This window comes from Pseudomonas sp. IT-P171, assembly GCF_949767765.1.
GTDB classification, from domain to species: domain Bacteria; phylum Pseudomonadota; class Gammaproteobacteria; order Pseudomonadales; family Pseudomonadaceae; genus Aquipseudomonas; species Aquipseudomonas fluorescens_B.
In genome coordinates this window covers 182629-200126 of the sequence record NZ_CATKQN010000044.1, presented here as the reverse complement: position 1 = coordinate 200126, position 17498 = coordinate 182629, and the positions used below count along the sequence as shown (strand labels likewise).

At 59.8% G+C, this 17498-nt stretch carries 14 protein-coding genes; 5 read left to right on the top strand and 9 right to left on the bottom strand.

All coding sequences use genetic code 11. The annotated features are described in order from the left end of the window. Positions 1 to 8 precede the first annotated feature (8 nt). Genes ACM6I5_RS20840 through ACM6I5_RS20820 form a run of 5 tightly spaced genes read right to left on the bottom strand, consistent with a single transcriptional unit; the run spans position 9 to position 3621 of the window. Positions 9 to 428, bottom strand: coding sequence for an SRPBCC family protein (locus ACM6I5_RS20840; protein WP_414884589.1), 420 nt, complete (start codon positions 426 to 428; stop codon positions 9 to 11). 27 nt (positions 429 to 455) lie between these two features. Next, positions 456 to 1712, bottom strand: a complete 1257-nt coding sequence (locus ACM6I5_RS20835; protein ID WP_414884720.1) for an Nramp family divalent metal transporter — start codon at positions 1710 to 1712, stop codon at positions 456 to 458. A 39-nt stretch (positions 1713 to 1751) separates the two neighbouring features. Continuing rightward, a complete protein-coding gene (locus tag ACM6I5_RS20830) occupies positions 1752 to 2129 on the bottom strand; it encodes a hypothetical protein (protein WP_414884588.1) in 378 nt (125 codons plus the stop codon). Then, positions 2126 to 3184 (bottom strand): L-dopachrome tautomerase-related protein, encoded by a 1059-nt coding sequence (locus tag ACM6I5_RS20825; RefSeq protein WP_414884587.1) that lies wholly within the window; start codon positions 3182 to 3184, stop codon positions 2126 to 2128. Before ACM6I5_RS20825 ends, ACM6I5_RS20830 begins: the two co-directional genes overlap by 4 nt. Then, a complete protein-coding gene (locus ACM6I5_RS20820) occupies positions 3181 to 3621 on the bottom strand; it encodes a cupin domain-containing protein (protein ID WP_008024140.1) in 441 nt (146 codons plus the stop codon). Before ACM6I5_RS20820 ends, ACM6I5_RS20825 begins: the two co-directional genes overlap by 4 nt. A 277-nt stretch (positions 3622 to 3898) precedes the next feature. On the opposite strand from ACM6I5_RS20820, the gene ACM6I5_RS20815 reads away from it, so the two are divergent. From ACM6I5_RS20815 to ACM6I5_RS20795, 5 genes are all read left to right on the top strand, one after another. Then, positions 3899 to 5023 (top strand): zinc-dependent alcohol dehydrogenase family protein, encoded by a 1125-nt coding sequence (locus ACM6I5_RS20815; RefSeq protein ID WP_414884586.1) that lies wholly within the window; start codon positions 3899 to 3901, stop codon positions 5021 to 5023. Between the two features lie 11 nt (positions 5024 to 5034). Beyond that, positions 5035 to 6513, top strand: a complete 1479-nt coding sequence (gene gabD / locus ACM6I5_RS20810) for an NADP-dependent succinate-semialdehyde dehydrogenase (protein WP_414884585.1) — start codon at positions 5035 to 5037, stop codon at positions 6511 to 6513. A gap of 502 nt (positions 6514 to 7015) precedes the next feature. Then, a complete protein-coding gene (locus ACM6I5_RS20805; protein WP_414884584.1) occupies positions 7016 to 8224 on the top strand; it encodes an efflux RND transporter periplasmic adaptor subunit in 1209 nt (402 codons plus the stop codon). Next, positions 8221 to 11403, top strand: coding sequence for an efflux RND transporter permease subunit (locus ACM6I5_RS20800; protein ID WP_414884583.1), 3183 nt, complete (start codon positions 8221 to 8223; stop codon positions 11401 to 11403). Before ACM6I5_RS20805 ends, ACM6I5_RS20800 begins: the two co-directional genes overlap by 4 nt. Next, positions 11396 to 12778: an efflux transporter outer membrane subunit gene (locus ACM6I5_RS20795; RefSeq protein ID WP_414884582.1), complete on the top strand. Its 1383-nt coding sequence runs from the start codon at positions 11396 to 11398 to the stop codon at positions 12776 to 12778. The genes ACM6I5_RS20800 and ACM6I5_RS20795 overlap by 8 nt, the downstream gene beginning before the upstream one ends. Before the next feature lie 131 nt (positions 12779 to 12909). Here the strand turns inward: ACM6I5_RS20795 and ACM6I5_RS20790 are convergent, their stop codons facing one another. From ACM6I5_RS20790 to ACM6I5_RS20775, 4 genes are all read right to left on the bottom strand, one after another. After that, complete coding sequence (locus ACM6I5_RS20790; protein ID WP_414884581.1) at positions 12910 to 14217, bottom strand: MFS transporter; 1308 nt, start codon at positions 14215 to 14217, stop codon at positions 12910 to 12912. Positions 14218 to 14360: 143 nt separating this feature from the next. Then, positions 14361 to 15341 (bottom strand): transketolase family protein, encoded by a 981-nt coding sequence (locus ACM6I5_RS20785; RefSeq protein WP_414884580.1) that lies wholly within the window; start codon positions 15339 to 15341, stop codon positions 14361 to 14363. Positions 15342 to 15343: 2 nt separating this feature from the next. Continuing rightward, positions 15344 to 16231, bottom strand: a complete 888-nt coding sequence (locus tag ACM6I5_RS20780) for a transketolase (RefSeq protein ID WP_128874104.1) — start codon at positions 16229 to 16231, stop codon at positions 15344 to 15346. Between the two features lie 109 nt (positions 16232 to 16340). Further along, the gene (locus ACM6I5_RS20775) at positions 16341 to 17432 is read right to left on the bottom strand and encodes a glycerol dehydrogenase (RefSeq protein ID WP_414884579.1); all 1092 of its coding nucleotides are present in this window, start codon (positions 17430 to 17432) and stop codon (positions 16341 to 16343) included. Positions 17433 to 17498: the final 66 nt, after the last annotated feature.

The following is a 17498-nucleotide window of genomic DNA, read 5'->3' as shown; positions in this document are numbered from 1 at the left end:
TGCATTCGTCAGTTGCTGGATTCAATGACGGCCTTGAGGCGCTGCAGGCCTGCGCGATAGAGGGCCTCGAAATGCGAAGTGACCTGAGCTTCATCGCCACCCTGGACCACGAAGGTACTCGACCAGGACGCCAGCGTTCCGCCTTTGCCATCGGCCTGCGCTGACATCGTGCCGACGTAGTCAATGACCGGTGAGGGCCCTTCAAGCAGGGCGTAGCTGTAGTGTTTGTCATCTTCGTCAAACGTAAGCAAACGCTCGACAATGATCGCCCCGTCAGCGGTTTTCAGATGGCGCAGACGTCCTCCGTCACTGAGGGTGCTGCTGGCGATAACATCGAGCCACCGGGGCAGCCAGTCAAAGCCGCCGAGAAGCGACCAGACCTGTTCGATAGGACGTTCAATCGCAATCCAGACGTGGACTTCACTCATGTTTTCACCTGTAGGGGAGGAGGGCGTTCAAGGGATGACTGATGCGACCAGCCATAAATTGGCGGCACTGATCAGCAGGAAAATCAACCAGGCCATGACAGCGACCGGGCGTGAAATAGCGAAGTCGCCCATCAGTGTTTTATCGCGGGTAAAACGAATCAACGGATAGACCGCAAACGGCAGTTGTATCGATAGCACCACCTGAGAAAACACCAACAGATCGCCCACTGCGCGATCCCCCAGCCAGAGGATTGCGCTCAGCGCCGGCACAATGGCCAACAGGCGAGTGACGACGCGCTGCTTCCACAATGAAACCTTCAGCTTCAGGAAACCTTCGAGCACCACTTGACCGGCGAGGGTGCCTGTAAGCGTCGCGCTTTGGCCGGAGGCGAGCAGTGCCAGGGCAAACAGTATGGCGGCGAGGGCTCCCCCCGTCAGGGGCGCAAGTAATTGATGGGCTTGCTCGATGCCGCCAATCTCGGTGTGCCCACTGTCATGGAACACGGCGGCGGCCACCAACAGAATGGCAACTTGTACGGCGGCGGCAATTGAAAGCGCGCGGATCGTATCGTTGGAACCCCGGCGCAGCGATTGACTGACCTGCTGACCGTCATGGAGGCGGCCGGGGGACCGAGCCAGCGATGAATGCAGGTAGAGGTTGTGCGGCATAACGGTGGCGCCGATGATGCCCACTGCGACGAACAGAGCTCCTGGCTGAGCCAGCGTTTCCAGAGAAGGCACGAACCCCTGGACCATGGCCGTTGTATCGAGCGTGATCAAAGCCAGCTCAACGGCAAAGCACAGGACAATGGTCGCCACCAGAACCAGGACGATCTTCTGCACCCGGCCATTTGCAGCCCCCTTCAGGCCCAGGATGGCCAGGGTGCTGACCGCGGTCAGTAGAATGCCGACGGCCAGTGGCAGGTTGAACAGTAATTTGAACGCCAGCGCGGCACCCAAAACCTCGGCAATATCGGTGGCAATAATGGCAATCTCCGCCATTGCCCAATGTGCGAACGTGGCTGACTTGCCGTAGTGAAGTCGACAGGTCTGGGCCAAGTCCTGTCCCGTGACAACGCCCAACCGTAAGGCCAGCGTCTGTAACAACATGGCCGCCAGACTCGACAACACGACCATGAACAGCAAGCTGTAACCGAACTGCGCACCCGCCGCGATGCCGGTCGCCCAGTTGCCGGGGTCCATGTAACCCACCGCAATCAACAGGCCGGGGCCCATCAACAACGACAGGCGCCGCGGCGCGGGCGACGGTCGGGTGGCGGGCATGCCGGGGCGTTCCGATAACGAGGTCCGGGTCGCCATCGATTAGTGCATCCTTTGCGGTCGGGAAAGCCGGGGCAGACGCGCGAGTATCAAGGTATGAATGAACAGCAGAAGACCGGCGACCGAGAGAACTGCCGATACGTTCTCGCTCACATGATGGGCTGACAGCAAGCACACCAGCGCCGCCAGTTGGGTCAACAGACGATGGGCCAGCAAGGTCCGTGAATCTCTCGACCCGTCGAACAGGCGGCCGGGCCACCCGTCTGGCCTGGCACGCGAGAACTTAATGGCGGCGATGGCCATCACGACGTAGATCCAGACACCGAACCCGGCGCCGCTTTCGGCCAGCGCCAAAGCGATGGCGCTGACTGTCATCAGCAACAGTACAATCGCCACTGGCGGAACACGGCTATTGCTCATGGTGTTTCGCTCACCCCCATCGGTGCGTCCACCCGCAAACGCAACACGTGGAAGGGGGGCTGGCTGTCGTCTTCACCAGCATTGAGCAGTGGATGGCGGTGCAATTGGTTGGCCGTGATGTAGAGCCATTTACCCTGGGCATCGAGTTCAACACCATCCGGCCAGTCGAGCAGACGGTCATCCTTGGCGAGAATGCGGTAACCGGCAGGCGACGCCAGCCCGATCGCGTTGTTGGCGATGTCGGTCACATAGATGTTGCCCTCTGCATCGACATCAAAACCGTCGCAATGCGGCTTCTCGCACCAGTACTCCACCGCCTCGCTCAGCAGCGCTGTGTCTGCGGCTTGCGCGAGGATTTCAGTGGCGATGCGGTAGACCTTGCGCGCAGACATCGAACCGAAATACACCCAGTGGCCCAGTGGGTCGATTGCGATGGGGTTGAGACCATATTGGTAAGGAATGACCTCACCTTCGGGGGTGCGCAACGACAGTGGTTTACCCGCAACCATCAGCGGCACATCGCCAGGCATCAGTCCCGGATAGCACTCCAGCGATCGCCACGAAAGCCCGGTTTGCAGGTCGACCACGACGATGGCGGGATAGTCGCTGACACCTTGAGGGTTCATCGTCATGTCGGCGATGTAAATGCGCTGGCGTCGCCAGTCGATGACAAAGTCCTGGGTGAAGGAGCTGGGGCGCAGGACGTTCTGCGGCAACACGATCAGGCGGTGCAGACTTTGCGTTTGGTCATTCCAGGCGATGAGCCGAGGCTGTTGTTGCGCAGTGCCCATATCGAGTATCCAGACGATACCCTCAGGGTCGGTGCGGATGCCGATCACCGCGGATATGCCGCGTCCGTCGGCGCCAGGTTTTCCGGCCCAGGTCTCATTGGGATAGGCCAGATGCGCGCCGTCTTCCGACACTGCGCGCACCGAGATATCCGGCGCGATGATGGCGGAGACCGACACCAGCACTCGCCCGTCAGGCATCACCGTAGGATTGCCTGGACGCTCGACCGGGAAGGTCGCGAAAATCTCCAGAGCGTGGCTGTTCATGGCTTGGCCTGCACGAACGATTCAGCAGTGCCGCTGGAAGGATCGACAAAAATGATGTCGCTTGGATCGCGCCGCGGGGTGTCGACCGACACCATGAACAGCGGATGTTCGAGAATCTTCGGCATGCCGTGAATGGTGAACTTCTTGAAGAACAACATCTCGCCCGGGCCCACCTCGAACTCTTCGCGGTCCCCCATGAAAAAGGTCGCACGCCCTGACAGCACAATCAGGTATTCGTCGCAGGTGGCGTGGTAGTGCGCAGGGGTCGGGTGATAAACCCGGAAGACGCGGGCACTGGCTTCGTCTTCATCGGTCAGGCGGGTGTCGACCAGGAGCGTTTCGGCCGTTTCGGGGAACGTCTTGACGATCTCGTCGAGATTAAAAGAGGCGTGGGGTGCGGCCTCGACCAGTTTTTTTCGGGTGCTTGCTTCGGTCATCTTGAAACCCTCATTCAGGCGCCTTCTTTCGAAGGACGCTGCGATGTTGTTTGTGGGTTCAGGATAAGCACAGCATGCCTGGCAGAGAACGCAGTGGCCGGGCACAAGATTTGAGAATTCAAATAACAATTCGATTCGCTGTCGTGCCCGTCGGAGCGCATTGCTTTTGCGAATTCAATTCCAAACAGCTACGCCCGAAGGTGCGTTTCTGACGCGGGAAGCCTCCGGCATAGTGCTGAGTACTCACTATCGAGTCCAGCTGCGTCGGAGACTAAAGATGCAAGTCAGAGCTGCTGTTCTAAGACATATGAATGTTGCGCCGCCTTATGCCCAGAGCAAACCGATTGCGATCGAGACAATTGAACTGGCACCCCCGGGGCCTGGCGAAGTGCTGGTGCGTATTCGCGCGGCCGGCCTTTGCCATTCCGACTTGTCGGTGATCAACGGCGACCGCCCCCGGCCGATGCCGATGGCGCTCGGCCACGAAGCGGCAGGTGTGGTCGAAGCCTTGGGGGAGGGGGTTAGTGACCTTGCGCCGGGCGATCATGTGGTCATGGTGTTCATGCCCAGTTGCGGGCATTGCCTGCCCTGCGCAGAAGGTCGTCCGGCCCTCTGCGAGCCGGGGGCGAAAGCGAACGCGGCCGGTACGCTGATCAACGGCTCAGTGCGTTTGAGCAGTCCTGGCGGTCATGTCCATCACCATCTGGGCGTCTCGGCGTTTGCCGAGTACGCGGTGGTGTCGCGCAACTCTGTGGTCAAGATCGACCGCGAATTGCCCTTTGTGGAAGCCGCGTTGTTTGGTTGTGCGGTGTTGACCGGCGTCGGCGCGGTGGTCAATACCGCGCAACTGCGTGTGGGCTCGACTGCCGTAGTCATCGGTCTGGGCGGGGTCGGACTGGCGTCGGTGTTAGGGGCCAGAGCGGCCGGGGCGAGCAAAATCATTGCCGTCGACTTGTCGCCGGAGAAGCTCGCACTGGCCAAAGACGTCGGTGCAACGGCGGTGGTCAATGGCGGCGACGCGGACGCTGTAGAGCAGGTTCTGAAATTGACCGGGGGCGGCGCCGACTATGTGTTCGAAATGGCCGGTTCGATCCGCGCCCTGGAGAATGCCATGAAGATGACCAAGCGTGGAGGCATGACCGTGACCGCTGGCTTGCCACCACCCGGCTCGACGCTGCCGGTCAATGTCGTTCAACTGGTGGGCGAGGAGCGCACGCTCAAGGGCAGCTACATCGGCACCTGTGTGCCGCTGCGCGATATTCCGCGCTTCATTGAACTCTATCGTGACGGTCGGCTGCCGGTGGACCGGCTGCTCAGCGGTCGGCTCAAACTCGAGGACATCAACGAAGGTTTCGACCGCTTGCACGATGGCAGCGCGGTCCGTCAGGTGATTGAATTTTGAGGAGTGACAGCATGGTCGATTCAAACTTCCTGTCGACGCTCGACGACCCCTCGCTGTTTCGCGAGGCAAACTATATCGATGGTCACTGGTTGGAGGTTGGGGCCGGGCGCAGCCTGACCGTCACCAATCCGGCCACTGGCAAGGTGCTGGGGCGCGTGCCTTCGCTTGGGGTCACCGAGACCGCGCGGGCAATCGCCGCCGCCAAACGCGCGCAACCGGCGTGGCGTGCGCTCACGGCCAAAGAGCGCGCCGTAAAACTGCGGCACTTGTTCGAACTGATGATCATCCACCGCGAAGACCTCGCGCGGATCATGACCGCCGAACAAGGCAAGCCGCTGGCCGAAAGTCGTGGCGAGATCACCTACGCTGCGTCGTTCATTGAATGGTTCGCGGAGGAGGGCAAGCGTGTTTACGGCGATACCATTGCCTCCCATTCCACGACCAGCCGCATCATCGTGCAGAAAGAACCTATCGGTGTATTTGCCGCGATTACCCCGTGGAATTTCCCGGCAGCGATGATCACCCGCAAGGCCGGCCCCGGTTGGGCGGCCGGATGCACCGGCGTGCTGCGCCCGGCCAGCCAGACACCGTTTTCGGCGATCGCGATCGCCGTGCTGGCCGAGCGTGCGGGCCTGCCTGCCGGCGTGTGCAACGTGATCACCGGCCCAGGCAGTGAGATTGGTGGCGAACTGACCTCCAACCCGGACGTGCGCAAATTGTCGTTCACCGGCAGCACCGAAGTCGGTGCCACGTTACTGGCCCAATGTGCCCCCACCATCAAAAAGACCAGCATGGAACTGGGCGGCAACGCGCCGTTTATCGTGTTCGATGATGCCGATCTGGACGCCGCTGTACAGGGTGCCCTGGCGTCCAAATACCGCAATGCCGGGCAGACCTGCGTGTGCGCTAACCGTCTGTTGGTGCAGGACAGCATTTACGATGTGTTTGCTGCCAAACTGAAAGTCGCCGTTGAGGCCATGAAGGTGGGCGACGGTTTTGAGGACGGTGTGACGATCGGTCCGCTGATTGACGATGCTGCGGTGCGCAAGGCTGAGGAACACGTGGCCGATGCGCTCGAGCGAGGAGCTTCGGTTTTAGCAGGGGGCGAACGTCATCCATTAGGCGGCAGCTTCTATCGCCCGACCATTCTGGTCAATGTACCACGCGAATCGAAGGTGTTCCGTGAGGAGACGTTCGGCCCCGTGGCACCGTTGTTCCGTTTCAGCACCGAGGCGCAAGCCATCGAGATGGCCAACGACACCGAGTTTGGTTTGGCCGCGTATTTCTACAGTCGCGATATCGGCCGGATCATGCGCGTGGCTGAGGCGTTGGAGTGCGGTATTGTCGGGATCAACGAAGGGCTGATCTCAACGGAAGTGGCGCCATTCGGTGGCGTCAAATCGTCCGGCCTTGGCCGGGAAGGTTCCAAGTACGGAATCGAGGACTATCTTGAGATCAAGTACCTCTGTCTGGGAGGCATTGACCGCTGATAGTGCAGGGAGATGGCTGCCAGGCCATCTCCTTTTTTGTTCAAGTAGAATAATCCCGCCTTAGTATCATTCTTTTGATATATCGCCTTCCGTAGAAAACATTCGTTTAACCATCAGTGAAGCTGTTTCATAAGTCATTGTCGTACGACACCGGGTCAGCACGATGGAGTTTGTAAAGCACTCGTGCTAGTGCGGTTTCTCTTGTCTTTTAGTCAATATTGTTTTCGTATTCCTGCGGTTTATCTTCGGCTGGTGGTGCTGGAAAATCCTGTCCAACTTCATCACTACCGAGATTTCTCCGCATGAATTCCTTCAAGAAAATAGTTGTCGTACTTGCCGCTTTGAGCGCTCTTTCGGCGTCCTTAATAGTTAGCGCAGAAGAGTCTGGTGCTTTTGTTGAACGCAATAAATCACTGAGTGAACGTGGTGTTGGAAGTTGATTGGACCCGTTCTGGATAAATGAACGGATGTTTCAGTTAGGTCAACTTTGGAGAGCACAAAAGTGAATGTTCAATTAACCGGGAAACCGGCAGCTTCCCCAGCCAAATCAAAGGTGTTCAAGGGCGCTGCGTTGTCGGCACTCAGCCTTGCATTGATGGTTGCCTTGACCGGTTGTGGTCCGGATAACACCAGCAGTACACCGGCGGTCCCGAGCGTCACGGTCAGCCAGCCGGTCAAGTCGGTCATCACTGACTGGGACAGCTTTACCGGTCGTTTCGAGGCCACCGACTCGGTGGAAGTGCGTTCGCGGGTCAGTGGCTACCTTGAGAAAGTCGCGTTTCAGGACGGCGCACTCGTCAAGAAGGGCGATTTGCTGTTCGTGATCGATTCGCGCTCCTTCCAGGCGGCCGTAGTCCAGGCGCAGGGCAAGTTGTCCCAAGTGCGTTCGCAACTGGCTCTCGCCGAGCAGGAGTTTGCCCGGGCCAATGTTTTGATCGAATCCAAAACCATCGCTCGTAGCCTCTACGACCAACGCTTGCAGGCGCGTCAGGCCGCGCAAGCGGAAGTCCTCAGTGCCGAGGGCGCGTTGAGCGCAGCGAAGCTGGACCTTGAGTTCACCCGCATCACCGCGCCCATGAGTGGACGGATCAGCCGCAAGCTGATCAGTGAAGGTAACCTGGTCAACGGCGGTAACAGCAGCGCCACCTTGCTGACCACTATCGTCTCGATTGATCCGATCGATATCTATTTCGATATCGATGAGCAGAGCTACCTCAAGTACCGCCGTCAGGCGAATAGCGCCGCCAGCCAGAGTCAGGTGCGTATTGCCTTGCCGGGTGAAGTCGAGCCGAGCATGACCGGTCGCATGGACTTTATCGACAACCGGCTTGATCCCTCCACGGGGACTTTGCGCCAGCGTGCCCGGGTCAGCAATCAGGATCTGCGTCTGAGTCCCGGGCAATTTGGCCGGGTGCAGTTCTCGAGCAAAGCGCCTTACCCGGCCTTGTTGTTACCGGACACTGCCATCAGCGTCGACGCGACCCGCAAAGTCGTCTACGTACTCACTGCGCAGAACAAGGTTGAAGTTCGCCCGGTGACGCTCGGCAAATTGCATGACGGTTTGCGCGAGATCGCCAGTGGATTGCAGGCGCAGGACCGGGTGATTGTCGATGGCCTGCAACGCGTGCGTGCAGGTGATACGGCGACGGCCGAGGATCGTTCGCTGGCGCACGCGGCGAAAACTGCCGGCCACCAGGAGGCGTCACTATGAGCCTGGGACGTACATTCATCGAGAAGCCGGTATTGGCGATTGTGCTGTCCATCGTCTTGATGATCATCGGAGGCCTGGCGTATCTGGTTTTGCCGACCTCCGAGTATCCAGACATCGCCCCCCCTACGGTGGTGGTTACCGCGACCTATCCGGGTGCCTCGGCGCAGACGGTCGCCGAGACACTTGCGATCCCGATCGAGCAGGAGGTGAACGGCGTTGAAGACATGCTCTACATGTACAGCCAGGCAACCTCCGATGGCAGCCTGAACCTGACCGTGACCTTCAAGAGCGGCACCGATGTCGACAAGGCGCAGGTGCTGGTGCAGAACCGCGTGGCCCTGGCCACACCGCGTCTGCCGGAACCCGTGCAGCGCAGTGGCGTGACGGTGCGCAAGTCGTCGCCGACGCAATTGTCGACGATTTTCATCTCGTCGCCCAAGGGCACTTACGATCAGCTTTATGTCTCGAACTTCGCGATCCGCAGCGTTGCTGATGTACTCAAGCGCATCGACGGCGTCGGCGACATCAATCCGCTGGGCGCACGCGAATATTCGATGCGTATCTGGCTCGACCCGGAGCGCGTCGCGGCCTTCAACCTGACGCCTGCCGACATCATTGCGGCCGTGCGCGCGCAGAATACTCAGGTGGCCGGCGGGGTCATCGCGCAGCCACCGGTGGGGTCTCAGGCCTTCCAGCCAAACCTGATTTTCGAGGGACGCCTGAAAGAGCCTGCAGACTTCGACAACATCGTCCTCAAGTCGGGAACTGCGGGGCGTCTGGTACGGCTCAAGGATGTGGCGCGCACGGAAATTGCCGGGCTGGCGTACGTCAACAACACCTACTACTTGCGCAACCCGGCCATCGGCCTGCAAGTGCTGCAACGTCCGGGCGCCAATGCCCTGGCCACCATGAAGGTGGTTGAAGAGACCATGGAGAAAATCGGCAAGGAGTTTCCGGAGGGCATCGAGTACAGCATCGGTTACAACCCGACAGCGTTTATTGCCGACAGCATTGGCGAGCTGGGCAAGACCATCTACGAGGCGGTTATCCTCGTGGTGCTGGTGATCATGATCTTTTTGCAAGGCTGGCGGCCGTCGATCATTCCGATCCTGGCCATCCCCGTGTCGCTGGTCGGCACCTTCGCGGTCATGGCGATGCTCGGTTATTCGATCAACAACCTGACTCTGTTCGGGCTGGTGCTGGCGGTGGGAATCGTGGTCGACAATGCCATCGTGGTGGTGGAAAACGTCGAGCGTCATCTGGCCGATGGCAAGTCCCCACTGGAAGCGACCATCGTGACCATGCAGGAGATCGGTGGCGCGTTGATCGCCATTACCTTGGTGTTGTGCGCGGTGTTCATTCCGACGGCGTTCATTCCGGGCATCTCCGGTGAGTTCTTCCGCCAGTTCGGTATCACCATTGCGGTGGCGACGGCGATCTCGCTGTTCAACTCGGTGACCCTGTCTCCCGCGTTGGCGGCGATGATTCTGCGTCGCCATGAGCCCGAGGCGCACCACGCCGCCAAAACCGGTGTCAGGGGTTGGTTAAAACGTGGGGCCGATGGTTTTAATCGCGGGTTCCTGAAGCTGTCTTCACGCTATGCCGGCAGTGTCCGAGGGTTGGTAGCGCGGACCCCGTTGATGCTGGTGATCTACGCGGTGTTGATTGCGGCGACGGCTTATCTGCTGGTATCCACGCCCAAAGGTTTCATTCCGGTTCAGGATCGCGGCTATCTGGTGGTGATCGTGCAGTTGCCCGACGGAGCCTCGCTGGAACGGACCAACGAGATTTCCCAGCAGATCGAGGCCATTGCGCTGGAGGTGCCGGGTGTGGACCGGGTACCGACATTCTCTGGTTTCTCGATGGTGACCGGCACCAGCTCCTCAAACTCGGCCGGCTTGGCACCTGTGTTCCAGCCGTGGTCGATGCGTAAGGTGCACGGGTTGACGTCGGACAAAATCGCCGAGGACTTACGCGAACGCTTGAAAGCGGTCAGCGGTGCGACGGTCATTGTTGCCACGCCACCGCCCGTTCAGGGGTTGGGGAGCACGGGCGGTTTCTCCATGCGTTTGCAGGATACTGCCGGGCTGGGGACCGAAGCCTTGGCCAAGGCCACTGATAGCCTGATTGCTGCCGCCAACGCGACCGAAGGCATGACCGGTGTGTACTCGCCGTTCTCGGCCAGGACACCCCAAGTGTTTGTCGAGCTGGACCGCGAGCGCGCCGAGATGCTGGGGGTGCCAAGCAGCCAGATCAACCAGGCCATCGAAACGTACTTCGGCTCGTCCTATATCAACGACTTCAATCTCGTGGGGCGTACTTATCGAGTGACGGCGCAAGCAGATCTGCCCTACCGGGTCACACCGGAGGACCTCGCACGGGTGAAGGTGCGCAACGACGCCGGTCAAATGGTGCCGATTGCCAGCGTCACCCGATTGCATGAGTCATTGGGTGTGGATCGATTCCCGCGCTACAACCTGTTCCCTACGGCGGAAATCAACGGTGATACGTTGCCGGGCCTGGGTTCCGAGTTCGGGATCAAGACGATGGAACGACTGGCTAAAGAGACCCTGCCGGCCGGTATCACTTATCAGTGGACCGATTTGAGCTATCAGCAAACGACTGCCGGCAACATGGGCCTGTTGGTGTTCCCGCTGTGCGTGATCTTTGTCTACCTGGTGCTGGCGGCGCAGTACGGCAGCTGGAGTCTGCCATTGGCGATTCTGTTGATCGTGCCGATGTGTCTGTTGGCCGCGGCAGGAGGTGTACGCCTGATGGGGCTGGATATCAATATCCTGACGCAGATTGGCTTCATCGTGCTGGTGGGGTTGGCGGCGAAGAATGCGATTTTGATCGTCGAGGTCGCGCGCCAGCAAGAGCAGGAAGGGCAGGGCATCGTCGAGGCTGTGGTCGAAGCCTGTCGTCTGCGCTTGCGGCCGATCCTGATGACATCCCTGGCGTTCGTTCTTGGTGTATTGCCACTGGTGATGTCTGAAGGCGCAGGTTCGGAGATGCGTCAGGCAGTGGGCGCTGCGGTGTTCTTCGGGATGATCGGTGTGACCCTGTTCGGCCTGCTCTTCACGCCTGTGTTCTATGTGCTGATCCGGCGCCTGGCCGGTGGCGAGCGTCAGGCAACGATTCAACCCATCCATTCTGAACAGGGCGTGGCCCATGAATAACTCTCTTCGTCTATCAGGCCTGGCGCTGGGCGCCGCGTTACTGAGCGCCTGTGCTTCGCCGGTCATGCCTCCCACGTCCGAGGTGCCGGTCGACTCTTTCGTCAACGCGCAAACGGCACGGCCGGTCGGTGTTACGGACAATTGGTGGAAGCTCTATCAGGACCCGTTACTGGACCGTCTGGTGGAGCGCGCCCAAGGACAAAACCTTGACCTGCAAATTGCCTTGGCGCGGATCGATGCCGGGCGCGCACTGCGCAATATCACGGCGGCCTCTGGTAGCCCACAGGTCGACCTCGGGACCAGTGTGGCACGCCAGCGGATCTCGGCCGATCAGGCGGGGTTCACCGACTCGCTGATCACCGAGCCGACCTCACTCGGTATGAGCGCAGCCTGGGAAGTCGATCTCTTCGGCCGTATCCGCGAGGGTGTGCGGGCTGCGGACGCAGACCTTGACGCGACCGAAGAAGAGGCTCGAGGTGTGCGGGTGGCGTTGATCGCCGAGGTGGTTCAAGCCTATGCCGAGGCGCGCGGTCTGGAGGAGCGACTGGCGATCGTCAAGCAAAGTGCGGCCAGCCAGGCAGAGACCTTGCAACTGACAGAGCAGTTGTACGCAGCCGGAGACACGCCTGAAGCGGATGTACTGCGTGCACGTTCGCAATCGGATTCCACCGCCGCCCAGGTTCCGGCGTTGCAACTGAGCTGGCAACGTTCGCTGCATCGGTTGTCGGTGCTGCTGGCCCAGCCGACCGAGACGCTGTATCAGCAGTTCAAGGACAGTCCGGCGCAGGTTTCCACCGTGTCATTGTTGGACGCTGGAACCCCGGCTGACCTGCTGCGCCGTCGGCCCGATATTCGCGCTGCCGAAGCACGCTTGATAGCCGCCTATGCACGGGTCGGCGTCGCCAAGGCCGATCTGTTGCCGCGCTTGAGTCTGTCCGCGGCCTTGGGCTCGCTGATTGATGGAGTGAGTGCCGCCAATCTGGCCAGTTCCACGTTCTGGTTGGCGGGGTTGAATGCCAGCGTGCCGGTGCTGGATGGTGGTCGTCGACGCAATGTGGTCGACCTGCGTGACGCCGAGGCGCGGCAAGCCTTGCTGGCTTATCGACGCACTGTACTGACGGCGGTCTCGGAAGTGGAGTCGGCTCTGGCTGCCGGGCAACGCAATGCCGAACGTCAGACCTTTTTAGCGAGCGCGGCCAGTCAGGCCAGTTCGGCTGCCGCGCAAATTCAACGGGCCTGGCAGGCGGGGGAGACGCCGTTTCTTGATGTGCTGCAAGCGCAGCGGGTGCAACTGGCGGCGCAGAATGCGCTGTCCCAGATCAAGACTGCGCAGTGGCAAAATCAGGCAACGCTGGTGAACGCACTGGGCGGTTGACCTGGCTGTTGAACCTTGTAAAAAAGCCGTTGTAAGAGCGGGCTTGCTCGCGAAGGCGTCCGGGCATTCAACATCGATGTTGACTGACTTGTTGCCTTCGAGAGCAAACCCGCTCCAACAGGTTATACGGCTCAGATCTTGTCGATTGGCACGCCGTGGTTGTTCTTCCACATCAGCACGACAGCACTGGCGATAATGGCGACCACGATCAGGTAAATGTTGAACATCCAACCCATGTTTTCCGAGTACAGCCAGGTCGTCAGGTACGAGGCTGTACCACCGAACACCGCGACCCCGAGAGAAATACACACCCCGAACATGCGGGTGCGATAACGGGTTGGAATCTGTTCGGAGATCGACGCCGGTTTGCAGCCGGTGATGAAGGCTACCAACAGTAAACCGGCCGTCTGCGCCACCATCAAGGTCCATGGCTCACTGGAAATCAGACCCCACAGCGGGAACAGCGTGGCGGCAATGCCGAGCAAAGAGATCAGCGCCGAAATCTTGCGTCCCCACTGATCGGAGATCCAGCCGGAGATCGGCAAGAACACCAGGTAGATGACCTGTGCAATGCAGCTCATGGTGAACGCACTGCGCGGGTCCATGCCTTTGACGCTGATGGCGTAGATCGACGCTGACGTGACCCAGGTGTAGTAGGTCAACGTGGCGCCGGCTTCATAGAGAAACAGGCGAATGCCATGTTGAATGATTTTGCCGCGACTCCAGGCCGACTCGGGAGAGATCCCCGCGGTGCTTGGGCTGTGCTCGCTTTCCATCATGTTGCGCCGCAGCCACAAGGCGAAGACGGCCAACAGACCACCGGTGGCGAACGGGATGCGCCAGCCCCATTCCTGCATTTCGCTGACGGACAGCAGGGACGTCAGTAGCGCCATGTAGAACGTCGCCAGCAACGATCCGCAACCGACGGCGAGAAACACGGTACTTGACCAAAGACCCCGACGTTCTGGGGGGGCGATTTCAGCGATATAGGCATACGAAGTGGTGGTCTCGCCGCCGTGGGCAAAACCTTGCACCAATCTGGCCAGCAGCAGAAGTGCTGATGCCCAGCTGCCAATGGCGTCATACGAGGGAATGAACGCAATCAGCAGACTGGCGCCAGCCATCAGCAGCATGGTGCTGAGCAACACCAGGCGTCGTCCCAGTTTGTCGGCAATGATGCCAAAGAAAATGCCGCCAATGGGCCTTAATAGAAACCCTGCGGCAAATACGGCCAGCGTGTTGAGCAGGGCGGAGGTGGCGTTGCTTTTGTCGAAGAGTGCAGCGGCGATGTACACCGAAGCGACGGTATAGATCGTCCAGTCGAACCACTCCAGCAGGTTGCCGACGCCGGTGGCCATCAATGACTTTCTGCGCAAGGTGGTACGTGTGTTGGCCTGCCCGATCGAGTAGTCGGGCATGGTCTCGGTGATGTTATTCATTGTTGGCTCCGAGATGTTTCATGAACCACGGGATGTGGTGGGTGACGATGGGGTGCGAAAAAGCTCCTTGAAAAAAGCGGTCTCCAGGCAAACGAATTTTCAATGTGGGAGCGAGCCTGCTCGCACCCACAAGGGTTTCAGCGTCAGGTGTTGATGTGCGCCAGCGCCACTTCCTCGATCCCGGCAGCGTCGAGTTTGTAGTGCTCGTACAAGTGAGTCGGCGGGGCGATCAGGCTGTATTCGTCGTAGATGCCGTGACGCTTGAGCTTCACGCCCACGCCTTCGTCCGCCAGGACTTCGGCCACCGCGGCACCCAGACCGCCGAGCACGTTGTGCTCTTCGACGGTCATCATGCGTTTACTGCGAGCAGCGGCACGCAGGATGGCGTCACGGTCGATCGGTTTGATCGATGCCATGTCGATCACACCCACCGAACGGCCTTCAGCGTTCATCTTGCGGGCGGCCGTCAGTGCCGCATGCACGGTGATGCCGCAGGCGATGATGGTCAGCTCTTCACCTACGATGTGCTCGTGGGCCTTGCCAAATTCGAAGACAACGCCGTCCTCGTAAACAATCGGATCACGCCCACGGCCAATGCGGAAATACACCGGCTTGTCGTAAGTGGCGGAGGCTTTGATCGCGGCGACCAGTTGTGGACCGTCGGCCGGCGACACCACCGCCAGGTCGGCGATTGAGCGCATGGTGGCGATGTCTTCGGTGGCGTGGTGCGAGGTGCCATAGAAACCCAGGGAAATCCCGGTGTGGTGACCGATCAAGCGCACCGGTTGCGCGGAGTACGCGACGTCCATGCGGATCTGCTCGCAGCACAACAGCCCCAGGAACGAGGCAAAGGTCGCCACGAACGGCATGACGCCACAGGTGGCCAGCCCCGCGGCCGCGGTGACCATGTTCTGTTCCGAGATACCGAATTGCAGGTAACGCTCAGGGTACTGACTGGCGAACTTGTTGAGGCCGTTGGAGTACTGCAAGTCAGCCGAGCCTGCCATCACCGGGTAGCCGGCCTTGGTCAGTTCGATCAGCGCGTCGGACAGATAAGACAAACCCGGGTTGAGCGCGTTCAGGCCACGGTACTGCCAGGAATTGGGGGAAAGAGGGGCATTCATGTTCAGATCTCCATGGCTTCAATTTCAGCAATAGCGCGTTTGGCATCTTCCGGATCGAGGTAACCGAGGTGCCAGCCGGGTTCGGTCTCCATGTAGGAAACGCCTTTGCCTTTGACGGTTTTGGCGATGATGCAGACCGGCTTGTCGCGGGTTTCGTCGGCTTTGACACGGCGCAGGGTTTCGGTCACTTCTGCGATGTTGTGGCCGTCGATGACATGCACTTCCCAGCCGAACGCCCGCCATTTTTCGTCCAGCGGCTCGATACCGATCACGTCGTCGACAGAGCCGTCGAGCTGGAAGCCGTTACGGTCGACAATCGCGATCAGATGCTTGGCTTTGTGGTGGGCGGCGCTCATCGCGGCTTCCCAAACCTGGCCTTCCTGCATTTCGCCGTCTCCCAGCATGACGAACACGTCGTAGACTTCGCCGGTGAAGCGTTGGGCCAGGCACATGCCCAGGCCTCCGGAAAGGGCGTGACCGATGGAGCCGGAAGAGAAGTCGATGCCGGGCACTTTGCGCATGTCAGGGTGATCGCCCAAAGGGCTGCCCAGGCGGGTGTATTCATCGAGCCACTCCTTGGGGAACACGCCAAGGTCCGCAAGAATGGGAAACTGGCCCACGGCGGCGTGCCCTTTTCCCATCAGGAACCGGTCACGGCCCGGCCATTTTGGTTCTTCCGGGCGAATGGTCATCACGTCGTAGTACAGCGCGGAGAACAATTCGGCGGCGGAAAACACCGAGGTGTAGTGGCCGGTCTTGGCGATTTCAATCAGGCGGATCGTTTCAAGACGGACGAATTTCGCCCGGTCTTTGAGCTTGATAACGGTCTCGGCGGAAGGCACAAAATTGCTGGCTTTCCACTGCTCTAGCGTTTTGCGGGGCGTAGACATCTCTACCTCCAAATCACAGGCATGAATTTGTTGAAGTTGAATCTCAGTGGCGGGGTTTGAACTTCAACGGGGTGGTTGTGGGTTCAATTGTCGATGTTTCAGTGAGGGCTCAGTGGGTCAGCCCTTCCAGAGCGCGCATTGCCCCGATCAGTTCGTCGCACGTCAATGCGCCGCCCGATACCGAGACAAAGTTGCGGGCGTGAGGAGCTTTCAACGTAGGCTCGGCCACCTGTATCAGCACCGAGTTGTCGATAACCGGAACACCCAGTTCGGACAAGCTGCGTGGCAGGCCGATACGTTGATAGAAGCTCAACATATCGCCCATCAGTTCGGCGTCGCGGTCTTCCAGAACAAGTTGTACCAGCAAGCCATAGGCCACTTGAAAGCCGTGGACCTGCTGTTGTGCACCCGGGATTTTCGACAAGCCACGCGTCATTGCATGGGCGATGGACAAGCCACCGCTTTCGAACCCCAGGCCGCTCATCAACAGCACGGCTTCGATCAAGTGATCGAAAGCAACCGTCACTTCGCCGCTACCGGCCTGATCCAGTGCCGGTTCCGCGTATTGGCGGATGATGTGATAGCACTCGCGCGCCAACATCAGTCCCGAGAGCGCGGGACGTGCGCCAAACATGTTTACGCCACCGGACTTGTAGCACTGCTCGGCTTCGAACTTTTTGGTCAGCGCATCGGCAATTCCCGCAAGCAGGAACTGACGCGGTGCCTGGGCAATCAGCGAGGTGTCCACCAGCACATAGCGAGGGCTGACAAGCAGGTGACCGACTTCGCTCAGTTGATGATGAGCGTCGTAGACCACGTAGTTTTTTGAGGTGGGGGCATCGTTGGAGGCCACGGTTGGCATGGTGATCAGTGCGCGGCCGCAGGTGTGGGCGAGGGCTTTGCCGGCGTCGATGCACTTGCCTCCGCCGACAGCCAGGATCATGTCGAATTCAACCTCCGCAGCTGCCATTCTGAGATCGGCAATCCCGTCGGCAGTGATCTCGCCGTCGAAGGTGATGTAGTGCAAACCTACGTCGGATTGCGCGCAGGTGTCATCGAGTCGTTGCCGGATCAGGCCCAGTACGTAACTGTCGATAACCACTACGGCCTTGCGCCCGCAGTGCGCCAGGTAGGTACCCGCCTGAGCGAGTACTTCAGTGCCCTGGACGTAGCGACCGGGGGAACCGAAAACCAGATTCATACAGTACCTCTCACTTCACGGCTTATTGTTATTCGAGGCCCGGCGACAGGTTGCCGAGTTCACGAT

Excerpts from the sequence above, each read along its gene's own strand:
- ACM6I5_RS20840 (WP_414884589.1), bottom strand. The coding sequence starts at position 428 with ATGAGTGAAGTCCACGTCTGGATTGCGATTGAACGTCCTATCGAACAG.
- ACM6I5_RS20835 (WP_414884720.1), bottom strand. The coding sequence starts at position 1,712 with ATGCCCGCCACCCGACCGTCGCCCGCGCCGCGGCGCCTGTCGTTGTTG.
- ACM6I5_RS20830 (WP_414884588.1), bottom strand. The coding sequence starts at position 2,129 with ATGAGCAATAGCCGTGTTCCGCCAGTGGCGATTGTACTGTTGCTGATG.
- ACM6I5_RS20825 (WP_414884587.1), bottom strand. The coding sequence starts at position 3,184 with ATGAACAGCCACGCTCTGGAGATTTTCGCGACCTTCCCGGTCGAGCGT.
- ACM6I5_RS20820 (WP_008024140.1), bottom strand. The coding sequence starts at position 3,621 with ATGACCGAAGCAAGCACCCGAAAAAAACTGGTCGAGGCCGCACCCCAC.
- ACM6I5_RS20815 (WP_414884586.1), top strand. The coding sequence starts at position 3,899 with ATGCAAGTCAGAGCTGCTGTTCTAAGACATATGAATGTTGCGCCGCCT.
- gabD (WP_414884585.1), top strand. The coding sequence starts at position 5,035 with ATGGTCGATTCAAACTTCCTGTCGACGCTCGACGACCCCTCGCTGTTT.
- ACM6I5_RS20800 (WP_414884583.1), top strand. The coding sequence starts at position 8,221 with ATGAGCCTGGGACGTACATTCATCGAGAAGCCGGTATTGGCGATTGTG.
- ACM6I5_RS20795 (WP_414884582.1), top strand. The coding sequence starts at position 11,396 with ATGAATAACTCTCTTCGTCTATCAGGCCTGGCGCTGGGCGCCGCGTTA.
- ACM6I5_RS20790 (WP_414884581.1), bottom strand. The coding sequence starts at position 14,217 with ATGAATAACATCACCGAGACCATGCCCGACTACTCGATCGGGCAGGCC.
- ACM6I5_RS20785 (WP_414884580.1), bottom strand. The coding sequence starts at position 15,341 with ATGAATGCCCCTCTTTCCCCCAATTCCTGGCAGTACCGTGGCCTGAAC.
- ACM6I5_RS20780 (WP_128874104.1), bottom strand. The coding sequence starts at position 16,231 with ATGTCTACGCCCCGCAAAACGCTAGAGCAGTGGAAAGCCAGCAATTTT.
- ACM6I5_RS20775 (WP_414884579.1), bottom strand. The coding sequence starts at position 17,432 with ATGAATCTGGTTTTCGGTTCCCCCGGTCGCTACGTCCAGGGCACTGAA.